Annotated in this window: 15 protein-coding genes and 1 pseudogene; 4 read left to right on the top strand and 12 right to left on the bottom strand. The window is 33.7% G+C overall.

Features of this window, described 5'->3' with window-relative positions; all coding sequences use genetic code 11:
* Positions 1-55: 55 nt before the first annotated feature.
* The 9 genes and pseudogenes from DNC80_RS08560 to DNC80_RS08520 form a co-directional block, all read right to left on the bottom strand.
* Positions 56-1516, bottom strand: a complete 1461-nt coding sequence (locus tag DNC80_RS08560) for a nicotinate phosphoribosyltransferase (protein WP_182650837.1) — start codon at positions 1514-1516, stop codon at positions 56-58.
* Between the two features lie 5 nt (positions 1517-1521).
* A complete protein-coding gene (locus DNC80_RS08555; protein ID WP_182650835.1) occupies positions 1522-2460 on the bottom strand; it encodes an ADP-ribosylglycohydrolase family protein in 939 nt (312 codons plus the stop codon).
* 24 nt (positions 2461-2484) lie between these two features.
* The gene (locus tag DNC80_RS08550; RefSeq protein WP_182650833.1) at positions 2485-3216 is read right to left on the bottom strand and encodes a metallophosphoesterase family protein; all 732 of its coding nucleotides are present in this window, start codon (positions 3214-3216) and stop codon (positions 2485-2487) included.
* A complete protein-coding gene (locus DNC80_RS08545; protein WP_182650831.1) occupies positions 3213-3761 on the bottom strand; it encodes an RNA 2'-phosphotransferase in 549 nt (182 codons plus the stop codon). Before DNC80_RS08545 ends, DNC80_RS08550 begins: the two co-directional genes overlap by 4 nt.
* A 12-nt stretch (positions 3762-3773) precedes the next feature.
* Positions 3774-4181, bottom strand: a pseudogene (locus DNC80_RS08540) (macro domain-containing protein); the annotation flags it as partial.
* A gap of 101 nt (positions 4182-4282) precedes the next feature.
* Entirely contained in the window at positions 4283-4822 is a 540-nt protein-coding gene (locus tag DNC80_RS08535; protein ID WP_182650829.1) for an NADAR family protein, read from the bottom strand.
* The gene (prs, locus tag DNC80_RS08530; RefSeq protein WP_182650827.1) at positions 4819-5652 is read right to left on the bottom strand and encodes a ribose-phosphate diphosphokinase; all 834 of its coding nucleotides are present in this window, start codon (positions 5650-5652) and stop codon (positions 4819-4821) included. The genes DNC80_RS08535 and prs overlap by 4 nt, the downstream gene beginning before the upstream one ends.
* A 75-nt stretch (positions 5653-5727) precedes the next feature.
* Positions 5728-6420, bottom strand: coding sequence for an NUDIX domain-containing protein (locus tag DNC80_RS08525; protein WP_182650826.1), 693 nt, complete (start codon positions 6418-6420; stop codon positions 5728-5730).
* Positions 6421-6523: 103 nt separating this feature from the next.
* The gene (locus DNC80_RS08520; protein ID WP_182650824.1) at positions 6524-7417 is read right to left on the bottom strand and encodes a LysR family transcriptional regulator; all 894 of its coding nucleotides are present in this window, start codon (positions 7415-7417) and stop codon (positions 6524-6526) included.
* 86 nt (positions 7418-7503) lie between these two features.
* On the opposite strand from DNC80_RS08520, the gene DNC80_RS08515 reads away from it, so the two are divergent.
* The 4 genes from DNC80_RS08515 (at position 7504) to DNC80_RS08500 (ending at position 11082) form a co-directional block, all read left to right on the top strand.
* Positions 7504-8274, top strand: a complete 771-nt coding sequence (locus tag DNC80_RS08515) for a type 1 glutamine amidotransferase domain-containing protein (RefSeq protein WP_182650822.1) — start codon at positions 7504-7506, stop codon at positions 8272-8274.
* A gap of 104 nt (positions 8275-8378) precedes the next feature.
* On the top strand, positions 8379-9542 hold the full coding sequence (locus DNC80_RS08510; protein ID WP_182650821.1) for an iron-containing alcohol dehydrogenase: 1164 nt from the start codon (positions 8379-8381) through the stop codon (positions 9540-9542).
* Positions 9543-9838: 296 nt separating this feature from the next.
* Positions 9839-10834: an NAD(P)H-dependent glycerol-3-phosphate dehydrogenase gene (locus DNC80_RS08505; protein WP_144890235.1), complete on the top strand. Its 996-nt coding sequence runs from the start codon at positions 9839-9841 to the stop codon at positions 10832-10834.
* Between the two features lie 35 nt (positions 10835-10869).
* Positions 10870-11082 (top strand): hypothetical protein, encoded by a 213-nt coding sequence (locus DNC80_RS08500; RefSeq protein ID WP_144890232.1) that lies wholly within the window; start codon positions 10870-10872, stop codon positions 11080-11082.
* A 206-nt stretch (positions 11083-11288) separates the two neighbouring features.
* On the opposite strand, the gene DNC80_RS08495 is transcribed toward DNC80_RS08500, so the two are convergent.
* The 3 genes from DNC80_RS08495 to DNC80_RS08485 all read right to left on the bottom strand — a co-directional run bounded on the left by DNC80_RS08495 (position 11289) and on the right by DNC80_RS08485 (position 13261).
* A complete protein-coding gene (locus tag DNC80_RS08495; RefSeq protein ID WP_144890229.1) occupies positions 11289-11696 on the bottom strand; it encodes a hypothetical protein in 408 nt (135 codons plus the stop codon).
* 87 nt (positions 11697-11783) lie between these two features.
* The gene (pheS, locus tag DNC80_RS08490; RefSeq protein ID WP_182650819.1) at positions 11784-12803 is read right to left on the bottom strand and encodes a phenylalanine--tRNA ligase subunit alpha; all 1020 of its coding nucleotides are present in this window, start codon (positions 12801-12803) and stop codon (positions 11784-11786) included.
* Positions 12804-12904: 101 nt separating this feature from the next.
* On the bottom strand, positions 12905-13261 hold the full coding sequence (locus DNC80_RS08485; RefSeq protein ID WP_086453259.1) for a hypothetical protein: 357 nt from the start codon (positions 13259-13261) through the stop codon (positions 12905-12907).
* Positions 13262-13372: the final 111 nt, after the last annotated feature.

Genomic DNA, 13372 nt, shown 5'->3' with positions numbered 1-13372 from the left:
CAAAAAAAGCCTAAATGAAAATTTACATTTAGGCTTTCTATTTTTACAAAGTTGGCTACAACAAACTGTTCTTTACTTGACTCCGAATCTCCGATAAACTTAAGTCAATTAAAAGTTTTCCATCTCTAAAAACTTCTTTCAATTCCCCTTTTTGTTCTTCTTCCCAAGACACTTCATCTGTTAAAGTATATTGCCCATCAACCAATTCTATTTTCATTAATCCTTTGGCTGATTTTTTGGTACCATCATCCGTAATCGGGTCTTTAAAAATAGCTCTTCCTTCTCTGTTTACTTCTCCATAAGTCGCTTTCATTGCAAAGCCAAAAGTATCTCTTGTATTGTATTGATAGGTAAATGACCCAATTCCAAGAACCACATTAGTAGAAGCAAACCCTTTAGCTTTTAATCGTTCACAAATGGCCGTTGCTCTAGTTACGGTAATACTGTCTCCATAAATAGCTCCTATTTGAGGAACTAATTCTTTAAATCCTTTTGCATTTACTGTGCCACCAAAAACATCCCAAAGCAATTCTATTACCCCTTTCTTTTCTTGTTCAGTTTTACCATTTGGATTACCGCAAATAATGTCAACTGGATCTCCACTGTCTGGACGCACCACTACTTTTCCTTCTCTTGAAACAATTTCATCTTTCAATCGAGGTAAATAATCTGTTAACACTTTCCATAAATCCCAAGTATCTGAAACGATAGAAACGATTCCTTTTGGATAGACCTCACAAATTAATCTTTTGAACGTTTCATATTCTCCTTCGGTAGTACCCATACACATTACAGAATGTTCAGTTGCAGCAACAGAACCAGCTATTAATTCAGTGTCAGAATTGGCATTGTAATACTCTTCAAAAAAATCAATGGCAGGAATCGTATCCGAACCTGTAAAACTCAATAAATGCCCCGCGGCAGATGTTACCGCTGCTTCGATACCGCCCATTCCTCGCATGGAGAAATCATGTCCTTGCCAATCAACAAACTCTGGCATTGAAGACGTTTCTTCGGCATATTTGTCTAAAACAATACGATATTGCTTTGCTATTGTAGCCGAATTACAAGGCAACCAAATTACCGCAGAAAGCAATGTTTCAAAATAATTGGTTAACCAGAAAAACTCAGGAATCGTATTGTACATTGTGAACATAGGTATGCGAATAGGCACGCTGGCTCCTTCTGGCAAGGCTTTGAAAACCATCGGGATATATCCCAAATCGTGCAAATCTTCAATATGTTTGGTACCGACTTGGTTTTCGCCCAAATAATTGTTGATTCTGCGGGCATATTTTTTTACCACTTCTTCTTTTGGCTGTTTGAAAAAATGCAAATCAAAATCTTGAATGATGTATTTTTTTAGGAAATATTGCAATCCAAAAAACACAACTTTATCAATACCCTCAATTCTCGATTTTCTTGGAGTCCAATTAGAATATACTAATGTCGTTCCGTCAGGATATTGCCTTTTGTGGTCAACTTTGTAACCGTCTGTTAATAATAGTGGGTTCATGTTTTTTAATTTATTTTTTTTGATAATCGTTCTGCTAAATCTTTAATATCATTTGTTCTGACTAAATTTTCAATCCATTTTTTTGGAATATTTTCAATTCCATAATAAATACCGGCTAGACCACCAGAAATAGTTCCTGTTGTGTCTGTATCACCTCCAAAATTAACTGCTTTCAAAACTGTTTCTTCATAGGAATTAGAATTTAAAAAACAGTACAAACTCGCTTCTAAACTATGAAGAACATAACCAGATGAGTGAATTTCATTTTCAGGATATTCAGCAATATTATTTTTTAAAACTCTATCGAACAATTGAATTTCAATGGGATTAAATTTCTTGTCTATTAAAAATACTGCAATGATTTTTTGCATTTCCTTATATGCTTCTGTTTTGTCTTTTCCATCCAAGATTTCTAAGCAATAAATTACATAAATAAAGCAAGCAAATACCGAACGAAAATGGGCATGTGTAATTGATGAAACTGCTTTTACTTTTTTGTAAATAATTTCGATATCTGTTTCTTTATGAAGATGAAAAACTAAAGGCAGTATTCTCATTAAAGATCCGTTACCGTTATCTTCTTCAAAAAAATTACCCGAAAATCTGGCCGATTCACCTTTTACGACTCTTGCCAAAGAATATCTTGTAGTACCTCCTATATCAAATACTTTATGATGCGCTCCCCAGTATCCGTCCTGCATCCATTTAATAAAAGTTGTTGCCATATCTTCGATATCATAACCTTTGCATAAACTTTCAGCTGTACAAAAAGCCAATGAACTATCGTCACTAAATGTTCCAGGAGGTTGATTCCAACACATAAACCCCATCATATCCTGAACTGGATTGTTTCTTAAAAAATCTCTGGTTTTAAACTCTACTGGAACTCCTAATGCATCTCCTATTGCTAATCCGAATAAACCTGATTTGATTTTGTTATCCATTGTATTGCTTTTTAAGTCAATTTTTTATTTATTTCTTCCGTTTTCTTTTGGATATAATGACTGCACAACATCGCTTTGCCAGAATGTTTTAGTTTCAATATCAAGACATGACAGTTTTCCATAAAAACCAGCTCCTGTGTCGATATTCCAGACATTACATCCTTGCATTGGTACCTCAATATTATAATTTAGTGTAGGTGTATGTCCAATATAAATTTCATTATAAATCAATAACCTTTTTGGATAGGAAAGAGAATCTTTCTTAATTCTTTTATCCATTGTCAAAGCCATTTCCCAGAGCGTCCTATCCCAAGTATAATTAGTAGTATAATGCTCTTTTTCTGGCCCATGCATAGATGAAAAACCCGCATGAATAAATAAATTATTATTTTCATCAACATAATAATCTTTCATCTTCGCAAAAAAATCAAGGTGCTTCTCTTTTGTTGAAAGATCAACATTTTGATAACTGTCAATAGTCGATTTTCCACCATGTAAAAACCAAATATCATTTATTTCTTGATTGATCAACCAATCTTGACACCACACATCATGATTTCCTTTAATAAAAACACAAGAATACTTTTGAGACAATTCTATTAAAAAATTGATCACTTGAGCAGATTCTGACCATCCGTCTACATAGTCCCCAAGAAAAATTAATTTATCCGTTTTGGACACTTTTACAAGTTCTAATAACTGGATCAATCCTTTTAATCCTCCATGAATATCACCAATAACTAATGTTCTTTTCATGATCCAAAATCAATATATGTTGCAGGTACTTCATCAATTAACCAAACATTGTTTTCGGAGAGATAGAATTTATATCCATCTAAAAACATTTTTGGAGCATTAATTTTTAAAACAATTGGCTCTCCTCTTCTGCTTCCTACTTTTATTGCGGTCTCTTTATCTTTACTTAAATGAACATACTGTCTACTCATTTTTTGTAAACCTTCTTTTTTTATGGAATCAATAAATTTTTCGACTGTCCCGTGGTACAAGAAATCTTTAGGTTCTGACTCTTTTAAGTTCAGTTCAACGTCAATCGAATGTCCTTGGTTAGCTCTTATCTTAGTTAAATCCACGTTGAACGTAAATCTCTTTTTATCATTAGTTTCAACAACCTCTTCTAACAAACCAAAATCAAATTCTTTTCCAAATTGGTGGGACTGAATTATTAATTCATCCACGTTTGCCCAACCATTTTTATCCAATTGCAATTGAATAGTTTCTGGAGCGTGGCGCAGAACCAAACTCAAGAATTTACTTATAGTATTTATTTTTTTTTCTTTCATAATGTTTGATTTTTAGATCAAAATCTTTTTATACAAATCATAATTCTCATCATCAAAACAAACAAATACCACTTCTTCAATTGAATTAAATTGAAATGACTTTACCGTTTCAATGGCGATTTCTGCCGCTTTATCTTTTGGAAAATGATAAATTCCTGTACTTATATTTGGAAAAGCGATTGATTTTAAATTTTGATTTTCGGCAATTGTTAAACAGCTTTTATAACAATTTGCTAATAACATTTTCTTTTCTTCTTTGTCTCCATTCCAAACAGGTCCAACAGTATGAATTACATATTTTGATGGCAAATTACCTGCTGTTGTAATTACAGCTTCGCCTACTTTACAACCGCCTTGTTTGTTGCGAATTTTGACACATTCGTCCAAAATTGCTTTTCCTCCTTTTCTGTGAATTGCTCCGTCAACTCCGCCTCATCCTAGCAGTGAAGTGTTTGCTGCATTGACAATTGCATCGACTTTGACAGTTGTAATATCACCTTTAATTAAAGTAATTTTCATTTCTAAATATTTATTCCGATCAATTCATCTCTAACTTCCATCAATGCAAAACCTAATAAATTTAATCCTCGCCATTTCTCAGGATTCAAAACATCTTTATGATCACCTGCCATCCCTATTCCCCAAATAGCATCAACTGGACTCGCCTCTACCAAAATTCTTTCTTTAGTATTTATAAGAAATTCTTTTACATCTGAATGTTGACTGAACTTATGAAAATTGCCTTGTTTTACAATTTCGTATCTGTTAGCTAACCAAAGTACATCATCATAATTCTTCACTTCTCGTCCTAATTTTTTGGCCTCGGCAGGAGAATTCGCTTGAATTATTTTTTCTAAAACTTCATTGTCGTTAAACAGTTCCGCTTTTTTTGCCATCATCCAATGTTCTGCTGTTTTATAGGTAATTCCGTCCACTATAAATGGGCTGACCCACCATTGACTAAAACAGGTTTTGGTTATAATTCCATCTTTTGAAGGTTGATGCCCCCAGAAAAACAAAAATTTACTTTCGGGAGCTATATCTTTTATATCGTATTTCATATCAATTGATTTAATCCTATCACTTCAACACGTTCTCCTTCAAAATCTTTAAATGAATTGGTAGTAAATATTTTCTCAAAACAATCCAAAACAGCAAATCCTTTATTAAAAATCCCGTGGCTTACCGCCAAATATAACTTACCGGCATTCTTGTTTTTCAGCTCTTCAGCAAGACCCACAAAAGTTCCGCCACCGTCACAAATGTCATCTACGATCAGACAATCCATTCCCTGCAAATCGTCATTATAGACTTTAAAACCAGATAATCTTCCAGTTTTTACATCTCGGCTTTTACTGCATTCCACTACTTCAACTCCGCCTAGAAATTCTGAAACTTTATAAATTTTCTTCAAAGCACCTCCATCTGGAGAAATTAATTTGACTTCGTTTCCAATTGCTTTTACAACCGTTTCAATAAAAGTATGATTCGGAATCACTTCACAGTTGTTTACTAATGCAGGGGTGACTTCAGAATGTGCATCAAATACAAACACTTTATCGAATTGCATTCCATTAATAATATCGGCATACACTTTTACCGATAATGGCTCTCCTTTAATCATAACTCTATCTTGTCTTGCAGCAGGGAAATAGGGGATAAAAAGATCTATATTCCTTACATCCATTCTGCGCAAAGCATCAACTGCAATACACAATAATCCTAAATCGTTGAAAGAATTTAAGCGATGTGTAATGGTGATTTTTTGGGTTACATCAAAATCAGGATTAATTTTGATATGTGGCTCTCCTCCTGAAAAAGTAAAATTTTGAAAATTGATTTCTTGCCGTGCAGCAAATGGTTTAAAGTTTTGGTCTAAATTGAGTATCATAGTTTTTAAATTTTGCGTTAATTATACGCAAATATAAATAGTATTTTTTAATAAACAATTTTATTTGTGTAAAAATTACGCAAACTTTATTTCGAAGTGAAAACCTTTCTTCAATAAAGCATTATATTTCTGTTTGTTAAACTTGAATAGTTTTGCAGGTCTTCCGCTTTTTATAGGAGAAAAATGATCTGTTTCTTCAATAATTTCAAAGCTTAGTATTTTTTTTCTAAAGTTTCTACGATCTATTTCTTTTTCCAAAATAGTGCAGTATAAATTTTCGAGCTCTGAGAATAAGAACTCTTTTGGTAACAGATCAAATCCTATAGGCTCATACGTAAGTTTTGCCTTTAATCGCTGCATTGCCTTCCTTAAAATGATAATATGATCAAAAGCTAAAGCTGGCACATTATCAATTTTAAACCATTGTGCATTTTCGGCATCCGAATCGGCCTTGACCTTAAGTTTTGAGGAATCCACTAAGGCAAAATAAGCCACTGAAATTACACGATTTCTAGGATCACGAAACACATCATCACCAAAAGTAAAAAGCTGTTCAAAATAATTAACGCTAATGTTCGTTTCCTCTTTCAACTCTCTTTTCACAGCATTTTCCAAGGATTCATCATTTTGTACTAATCCACCAGGCAATGCCCAATAAGAATCGTTTGTTCCAAATTTTTGCTGTATTAATAATACATAAAGCTGATTGTTTTGGTAACCAAAAACAATGGCATCAACGGCAACTTTTATATTTTGATTTTCACTCATATTCTAAATGCGTAAGATTTACACAAATATAGAAATAGTTTTATACTTCTAATCTTATTAATTTGCTCTCTAAGTTATGATAAATGAATAATTTAAATAATAATCAAAAAACCTTTTTCAATTCCACTTGAATATTCTCAAAAATAGTACTCAAATTGTCATTTTTACCTGATAAGACATAAACAGCTGTACTGGGCATTTGCTTGCTGTTCCACAACATCTGGATCTTGTTTTCGGCTAGTAATTTTTTTGCATTGATATCCCAAACTACTCCTATTCCTGTATTTCTAGAAATGATTTCAATCATCTCATATTCAGACGGAATGATATAGTTAGGAACCATCGACGGTCTTTTTTTGTTAAAGACATGCAACCAAAATAATTTGATATGCGGAATTTGAGCATTATGACTGTACCATTTTTGGTCGTTTAACCAATGTTCAATGGCCGCAAAATCTTTAAGTTTTATACTTGCTTTTAATGGCGCCACATCAATTTGTGGCGATCCTACAATGACCTGCTTGATCTCACCAACTTTTTTCTGGATGGTATCAAAGGTGTCATATTGCTGAGTAACTACCGCAAAATCTAATTTTTTTTCGTTCACCAATTCAAACAACGTGTCATTGTCATAGAAACTAAAGTCAATATACTCGAACTTTGATACCAAGGCGCTACCCAAACTACTCATCAAATGTTTAGAAATTCCTATTGAAATTAAACGATTGGCGTTGAATGCTTTGGCTCGAAAACCATTTTCTACATTTTCCAATCGGTCTAATGCTTCAATGATTAAATTATTGAGTAACTTAGCGTATTCTGTAGGTTCTACACCTTTTGACTTTCTATTGAAAAGCTTGTACCCCACGTGCGCTTCTAGCATGGATATTTGCTGACTCACAGCGGGCTGACTGATAAACAACTCTTTGGCAGCCGCAGAAAAATTTCCGTTTTTATACACTGACTTAAAGGTTCGGTACCATTCTAGATTGACCATGATATAAATATATTTATCACAAACATAATTTAAATTATTTTTACTGATAGCATAATCGCCGTAAATTTGTACAAAGAAATTACAAGATGAAAAAAATCGCATTATTTGCATTACTAGTATTAACAATGGGTTGCTTATCAGCAACAGCACAAAAAACAAAAAAAACTAAGATGAAAAAAGTATTATTCGTTCTAACTAGTCATTCTGAACTAGGGAACACAGGAGAAAAAACAGGATTTTGGATTGAAGAATTCGCTGCACCTTATTATGAGTTAGCAGATAAAGGAGTGATCATTGATATTGCATCACCACTAGGAGGACAGCCACCAATTGACCCAAAAAGTTCAGATCCATCTTCGGCAACTGAAGACACTAAAAGATTTGATAAAGATACTGAACTACAAGCTAAACTAGCTAAAACACACAAATTAGCTGAGGTTAAACAAGCTGACTATGATGCTGTTTTTTATCCAGGAGGTCATGGTCCATTATGGGATTTAGCAACTGATGCGAACTCTAGTGCATTGATTGAATCTTTTTATACCAATAACAAACCTGTTGCTTTTGTATGTCACTCACCAGCAGTGTTGAAAAACGTAAAAGTAAATGGAGAATTTTTAGTTAAAGGTAAAAATGTAACCGGATTTTCTAATACCGAGGAAGAAGCAGTGGGATTAACTAATGTTGTTCCATTTTTATTAGAAGATGCCTTGAAAGCTAACGGTGCTACTTATTCAAAAATAGGAGATTGGCAGCCTTATGCTGTAGAAGATGGTTTGCTAATCACAGGTCAAAATCCAGCTTCGTCAAAATTAGTAGCCGAAAAATTATTGAACCAATTGAATTCAAAAAAATAAAAGAAAGTCACTAAGATGCTGAGAAGCTAAGTTACTAAGGTTTAAATATGCTTTAAAAACTTAGAATCTAAGGATCTTAGTAACTCTTTTTAAAATAAAATATCATGTTAAACTTCGAATTATACAATCCTACCAATTTAGTTTTTGGAAAAGGACAAATAGAAAAACTATCTACACTAGTGCCTCAAGGAGCTAAAATTCTTTTGGCTTATGGTGGTGGAAGTATTTTCAAAAATGGTGTTCACGAGCAAGTAATTAACAATCTAAAAGATTTTACAATTGTTGAATTTGGTGGAATCGAACCAAATCCGCATTTTGAAACTTTGATGAAAGCGGTTGACGTAATTAAGGAACAAAACATTGATTTTATCCTTGCCGTTGGTGGAGGTTCAGTAATTGATGGAGTAAAATTCATTTCGGCAGCCGTACATTTTGAAGGAAATCCAATGGAAATTCTACAAAAAAGATTGTTGATTAAGGATTTATCTAAAGTAATACCTTTTGGAACAGTTCTTACTTTGCCAGCAACAGGAAGCGAGATGAACTCTGGCTCTGTGGTAACTATCAAAGCTACTCAAGAGAAATTGGCGTTTGGAGGTTCAGCATTGTTTCCAAAATTTTCTATATGTGATCCAACAGTCATTCAATCGCTTCCAAAAAGACAATTGCAAAATGGTGTCGTTGATGCTTACACTCATGTTTTAGAGCAATATTTAACTTATCCGCACGAAGGTTTTTTACAAGATCGTATTGCCGAAAGTATTTTGCAAACCTTAATTCAAGTAGGTCCTGAAGTAGTTGAAAACCCAATAGATTATGCCTTGGCTTCTAACTTTATGTGGAGTTGTACGATGGCCTTAAACGGATTAATTCAAAAAGGAGTTCCATCGGATTGGGCTACACACATGATTGGTCACGAGCTTACGGCTTTGTACGGAATTGATCATGCTAGAACATTAGCAGTGGTAGGTCCAAATTTGTACCGCGTCATGTTTGAAACCAAAAAAGGAAAATTAGCACAATACGGAAAACGTATTTTCAATTTAACGGGTTCTGAGGATGAAATTGCAAACGAAGCGATCAACAAAACAGTAGCCTTTTTTCATACCATGGGAATGGACACTAAATTGTCAGACTACACTAAAGAGTATGATAAAACTGCTGATTTCATAGTAGACCGCTTTAAAGAAAGAGGTTGGTTAGGATTAGGAGAAAAACAAAACATCACTTTAGAAAAAGTAAAATCAATTGTTGAAATGAGTTATTAAACTTCAAACTCACTTTTATAGCATAAAAAAAGGCGTTCTCTAAAATAGGGAACGCCTTTTAACATTCTAAAATATAACTAACTCACTCAATTCAAATAACTGTTAAAATACTGCTTACTAATTAACTATAACGTCTTAAAATTAAAAATAGTATACCATAACTAAAAAAAATATAATTATATTTTACTTTTTTAAGACAAATTTTCAAAAAACTTAGTATACACAATACCTCTGACAATAATTAAATTTGCTTCATTAGACCTTTTTTAAGTACTTTTGATTAAATTCAGTAAACAATGACCGATAATAAAAAATTTGCAGTAATTGGTGGTGGGAGTTGGGCTACAGCAATAGCTAAGATGCTTTGTGTAAATCTTGACGAAATAGCTTGGTACATGCGTAATGAAGCTGCAATAGAACATCTTAAAACCTATAAGCACAATCCTAACTATTTGAGTTCGGTTGAGTTTGACGTTAAAAAATTAAAACTTACAAGCGATATTAACGAGGCAATAGCCTATGCTGATTATATTATTTTTGCTATTCCATCTGCCTTTCTTGGTGCAGAATTAGAAAAACTTACCGTTTCATTAGAAGATAAAATTATTTTTTCAGCCATAAAAGGAATTGTTCCAGAAACAAGCCTCATAGTGGGCGAACATTTTCATGTAAAATATGATATTCCGTATTACAACATTGGTGTCATAACAGGTCCTTGTCATGCCGAAGAGGTAGCTATGGAGCGCCTATCTTACCTTACCATTGCTTGCGGCGATCCTGATAAAGCCAAAACCGTGGCTAAAAATTTGTCTGGAAACTACATTAAGACAAAAATTACAGATGACATTATAGGTACTGAGTATGCTGCTATGCTCAAAAACATTTATGCTATTGCAGCAGGAATTGCACACGGTTTGGGATATGGCGATAATTTTCAGTCTGTATTGATGAGTAATGGGATTCGCGAGATGAAAAAATTCATCAAAAAAGTACATCGCATGAAACGCAACATCAATGATTCAGCATATTTAGGTGATTTATTGGTGACCGGCTACTCTGTTTTTTCTAGAAATAGAATGTTTGGCAATATGATAGGTAAAGGATATACCGTAAAATCAGCCATGATGGAAATGAGTATGGTTTCCGAAGGCTACTATGCAGCGAAAAGCGCTTATAAACTCAATCAAGCTTATGGTGCCAAAACGCCAATAATAGATGCTGTTCATAGTATTTTGTATGAAGGTCAAGATGCTAAGGCGGTATTTAAAAAACTAACCGACAAACTCGACTAATAAAACACCCGAATTCAAAATTTAAAAAACACCTTATGAGCGAAAGATGGAAATATCAAATTAAAATGGGTGGTATTTGGGGCGTATTTATGACCGTTTTCAATGTGCTATTTGACATTAAAGAAACTCCATTCGCAGCACAAGTTGCCGCTCCTGCTTTTTATTTTAAAGCCGTAGCTTATATTTTAGTAGGGATATTTGTTTTGGGTTATTTTACCTGGAAATCCAAACAAAAGCAAAACCTATAATTTTTAATTTCTGACCGAAAGATTGAAATATCAACTTAAAACAGGCTTGATTTTAGGATTTGTATTTCTACTAATTCTTGCCGCAATTTAGATATTCAAAATAATGTAAAAAGAGTTTTTATATAAAAAAAGCAGTCTCTCGACTGCTTTTTTTGTAGAACTAAATTTTATTTAGTCTTGTATGTTTTTTTTTGTAAAAAAGTAAATTATCTAACAATAACACCGTCAACAAATAAAATAGGTACTTCTTCTACCTCTGTTTCGTTGATGGCTTTAGCTTTGAAAATGAATTTTTTATCGTACAATTTCCCATCCATGAAAAACGTAAGCATGAATTCATTGTTAAGCGCTAAAACACTTTTTTCGATCATTTCAACCTTAACTACAGAAACCGCTGGGACTTCAATAAAGGCATGGCGCAAAAGTGATGTTTTTTTCATTTCACCATCTATTGTTCCAAAGGCTTTGGAAACAACCATCACACTTTCGATCAAGTAATCGCTATCGTTTACTAGATAAGCGTACCATACTTTTTCCATAAAATCGTCGCTCCATTCTTGCACTGCTGCAAAAAAAACGTTTTCTACTTCGGGTATAATGATATCTTTTTTCATAAGTTACTTGTAATGTCTAAAGTCGTAAAATCATAAAGTCGAATGAAAAACTATAACTGCTATTTCTATCGACTTTATAACTTTTGACTATATTGAGGATTTAAATTGCTCTAAGAAACGAACATCATTTTCATAAAACATACGGATATCACCTATTTGATACAACAACATCGCAATTCGTTCGATTCCCATTCCGAATGCAAAACCTGTGTGCTCTTCTGGATTGATGTTGCAGTTCTTTAATACATTAGGATCTACCATACCGCAACCACCTATCTCTAGCCAGCCGGTTCCTTTGGTAATTCTATAATCTGTTTCAGTTTTTAAACCCCAGTAAATATCAATTTCGGCACTTGGTTCTGTAAATGGAAAATAAGAAGGACGCAAACGTATTTTTGATTTCCCAAACATTTCTTTGGTGAAATACAACAAGGTTTGTTTTAAGTCGGCAAATGACACGTCTTTGTCAATGTACAACCCTTCCACTTGATGAAAAATACAGTGGGAACGAGACGAAACAGCCTCATTACGAAAAACGCGCCCTGGTGAAATGGTACGAATAGGCGGCTTGTTGTTCTCCATGTAGCGCACTTGCACAGATGAAGTGTGTGTACGCAACAAAATATCTGGATTAGTTTGAATGAAAAACGTGTCTTGCATATCACGTGCCGGATGGTATTCTGGCAAGTTCAACGCAGTAAAATTATGCCAATCGTCTTCAATTTCTGGACCTTCAGAAACGTTAAAACCTATGGTAGAAAAGATGTCTATTATTTGGTTTTTAACCAATGAAATAGGGTGACGAGAACCGATGATAACCGGTTCAGCAGAGCGAGTCAAATCACCATAAAACCCTTGACTTTCTTCTTTACTTTCTAAAGCTTCTTGTATGGATTTTACTTTTTCTTCGGCAGTAGTTTTTAGCAAATTCATGATTTGTCCAAACTCCTTTTTTTGATCGTTTGGTACATTTTTGAACTCAGCAAACAAATCTTTCAAAAGACCTTTGCTTCCTAAAAATTTAATTCGAAACGCTTCTAATTCAGTTGCATTTTGAGTTGAAAAAGCTTGAGCTTCGCCGATATATTCTTTTATCTTATCTATCATTTTCCTTCCGTAATTGAGAGTGCAAATTTATGAAAAAGTTTTCAGTTTTCAGTCGCAGTTTCTAGTAGATTCATTCTGAAAACGGTGACTGAAACGGTAAATTATGAAATTACTTCGCGTTCCAAGAAATAATTCACGATGGCTTCTTTCATCAAAACCGATTGTTCTCCTGCCTTTAACGCTGGCAATTGCTCTTTAACTTTGTAGTGTGGCCAACCGTCTTTATCAAAAAACTCGAATTCATAGTAACCATAAGGCTCTAACAAACGGCAAATGGCAATATGCATCAAATTGAGTTTTTCGTCTTTTTTAAATTCTTGGTGTACCTTACCTAATTCTTGCACGCCAATTAAATAAATAATGGCGTCTAGATCTAAATCCTCGCCTTGCGAAAATTGATCAGAAAGTAGTTGAACCAACTGTTCCCAGCGTTCTTTTAGTTGTATATCTCTGGACATTGTTTAAAGTATGAATGATGGATTATGAATTATTGATGTACAACTCATAAAATTATTTGCACAAAGATAAGAACTTGAAAATTGGCAATTGATAGTCAACAATTCTTTTAT

Source organism: Flavobacterium sp. SOK18b (assembly GCF_014156605.1).
Classification (GTDB): domain Bacteria; phylum Bacteroidota; class Bacteroidia; order Flavobacteriales; family Flavobacteriaceae; genus Flavobacterium; species Flavobacterium tiangeerense.
This window is presented reverse-complemented; position numbering and strand designations above follow the sequence as displayed.

Coding starts and splice junctions, on each gene's coding strand:
- prs (WP_182650827.1), bottom strand. CDS start 5,652: ATGATACTCAATTTAGACCAAAACTTTAAACCATTTGCTGCACGGCAA.
- pheS (WP_182650819.1), bottom strand. CDS start 12,803: ATGATAGATAAGATAAAAGAATATATCGGCGAAGCTCAAGCTTTTTCA.
- DNC80_RS08560 (WP_182650837.1), bottom strand. CDS start 1,516: ATGAACCCACTATTATTAACAGACGGTTACAAAGTTGACCACAAAAGG.
- DNC80_RS08520 (WP_182650824.1), bottom strand. CDS start 7,417: ATGGTCAATCTAGAATGGTACCGAACCTTTAAGTCAGTGTATAAAAAC.
- DNC80_RS08510 (WP_182650821.1), top strand. CDS start 8,379: ATGTTAAACTTCGAATTATACAATCCTACCAATTTAGTTTTTGGAAAA.
- DNC80_RS08555 (WP_182650835.1), bottom strand. CDS start 2,460: ATGGATAACAAAATCAAATCAGGTTTATTCGGATTAGCAATAGGAGAT.
- DNC80_RS08545 (WP_182650831.1), bottom strand. CDS start 3,761: ATGAAAGAAAAAAAAATAAATACTATAAGTAAATTCTTGAGTTTGGTT.
- DNC80_RS08485 (WP_086453259.1), bottom strand. CDS start 13,261: ATGTCCAGAGATATACAACTAAAAGAACGCTGGGAACAGTTGGTTCAA.
- DNC80_RS08525 (WP_182650826.1), bottom strand. CDS start 6,420: ATGAGTGAAAATCAAAATATAAAAGTTGCCGTTGATGCCATTGTTTTT.
- DNC80_RS08535 (WP_182650829.1), bottom strand. CDS start 4,822: ATGAAATACGATATAAAAGATATAGCTCCCGAAAGTAAATTTTTGTTT.
- DNC80_RS08550 (WP_182650833.1), bottom strand. CDS start 3,216: ATGAAAAGAACATTAGTTATTGGTGATATTCATGGAGGATTAAAAGGA.
- DNC80_RS08505 (WP_144890235.1), top strand. CDS start 9,839: ATGACCGATAATAAAAAATTTGCAGTAATTGGTGGTGGGAGTTGGGCT.
- DNC80_RS08500 (WP_144890232.1), top strand. CDS start 10,870: ATGAGCGAAAGATGGAAATATCAAATTAAAATGGGTGGTATTTGGGGC.
- DNC80_RS08495 (WP_144890229.1), bottom strand. CDS start 11,696: ATGAAAAAAGATATCATTATACCCGAAGTAGAAAACGTTTTTTTTGCA.
- DNC80_RS08515 (WP_182650822.1), top strand. CDS start 7,504: ATGAAAAAAATCGCATTATTTGCATTACTAGTATTAACAATGGGTTGC.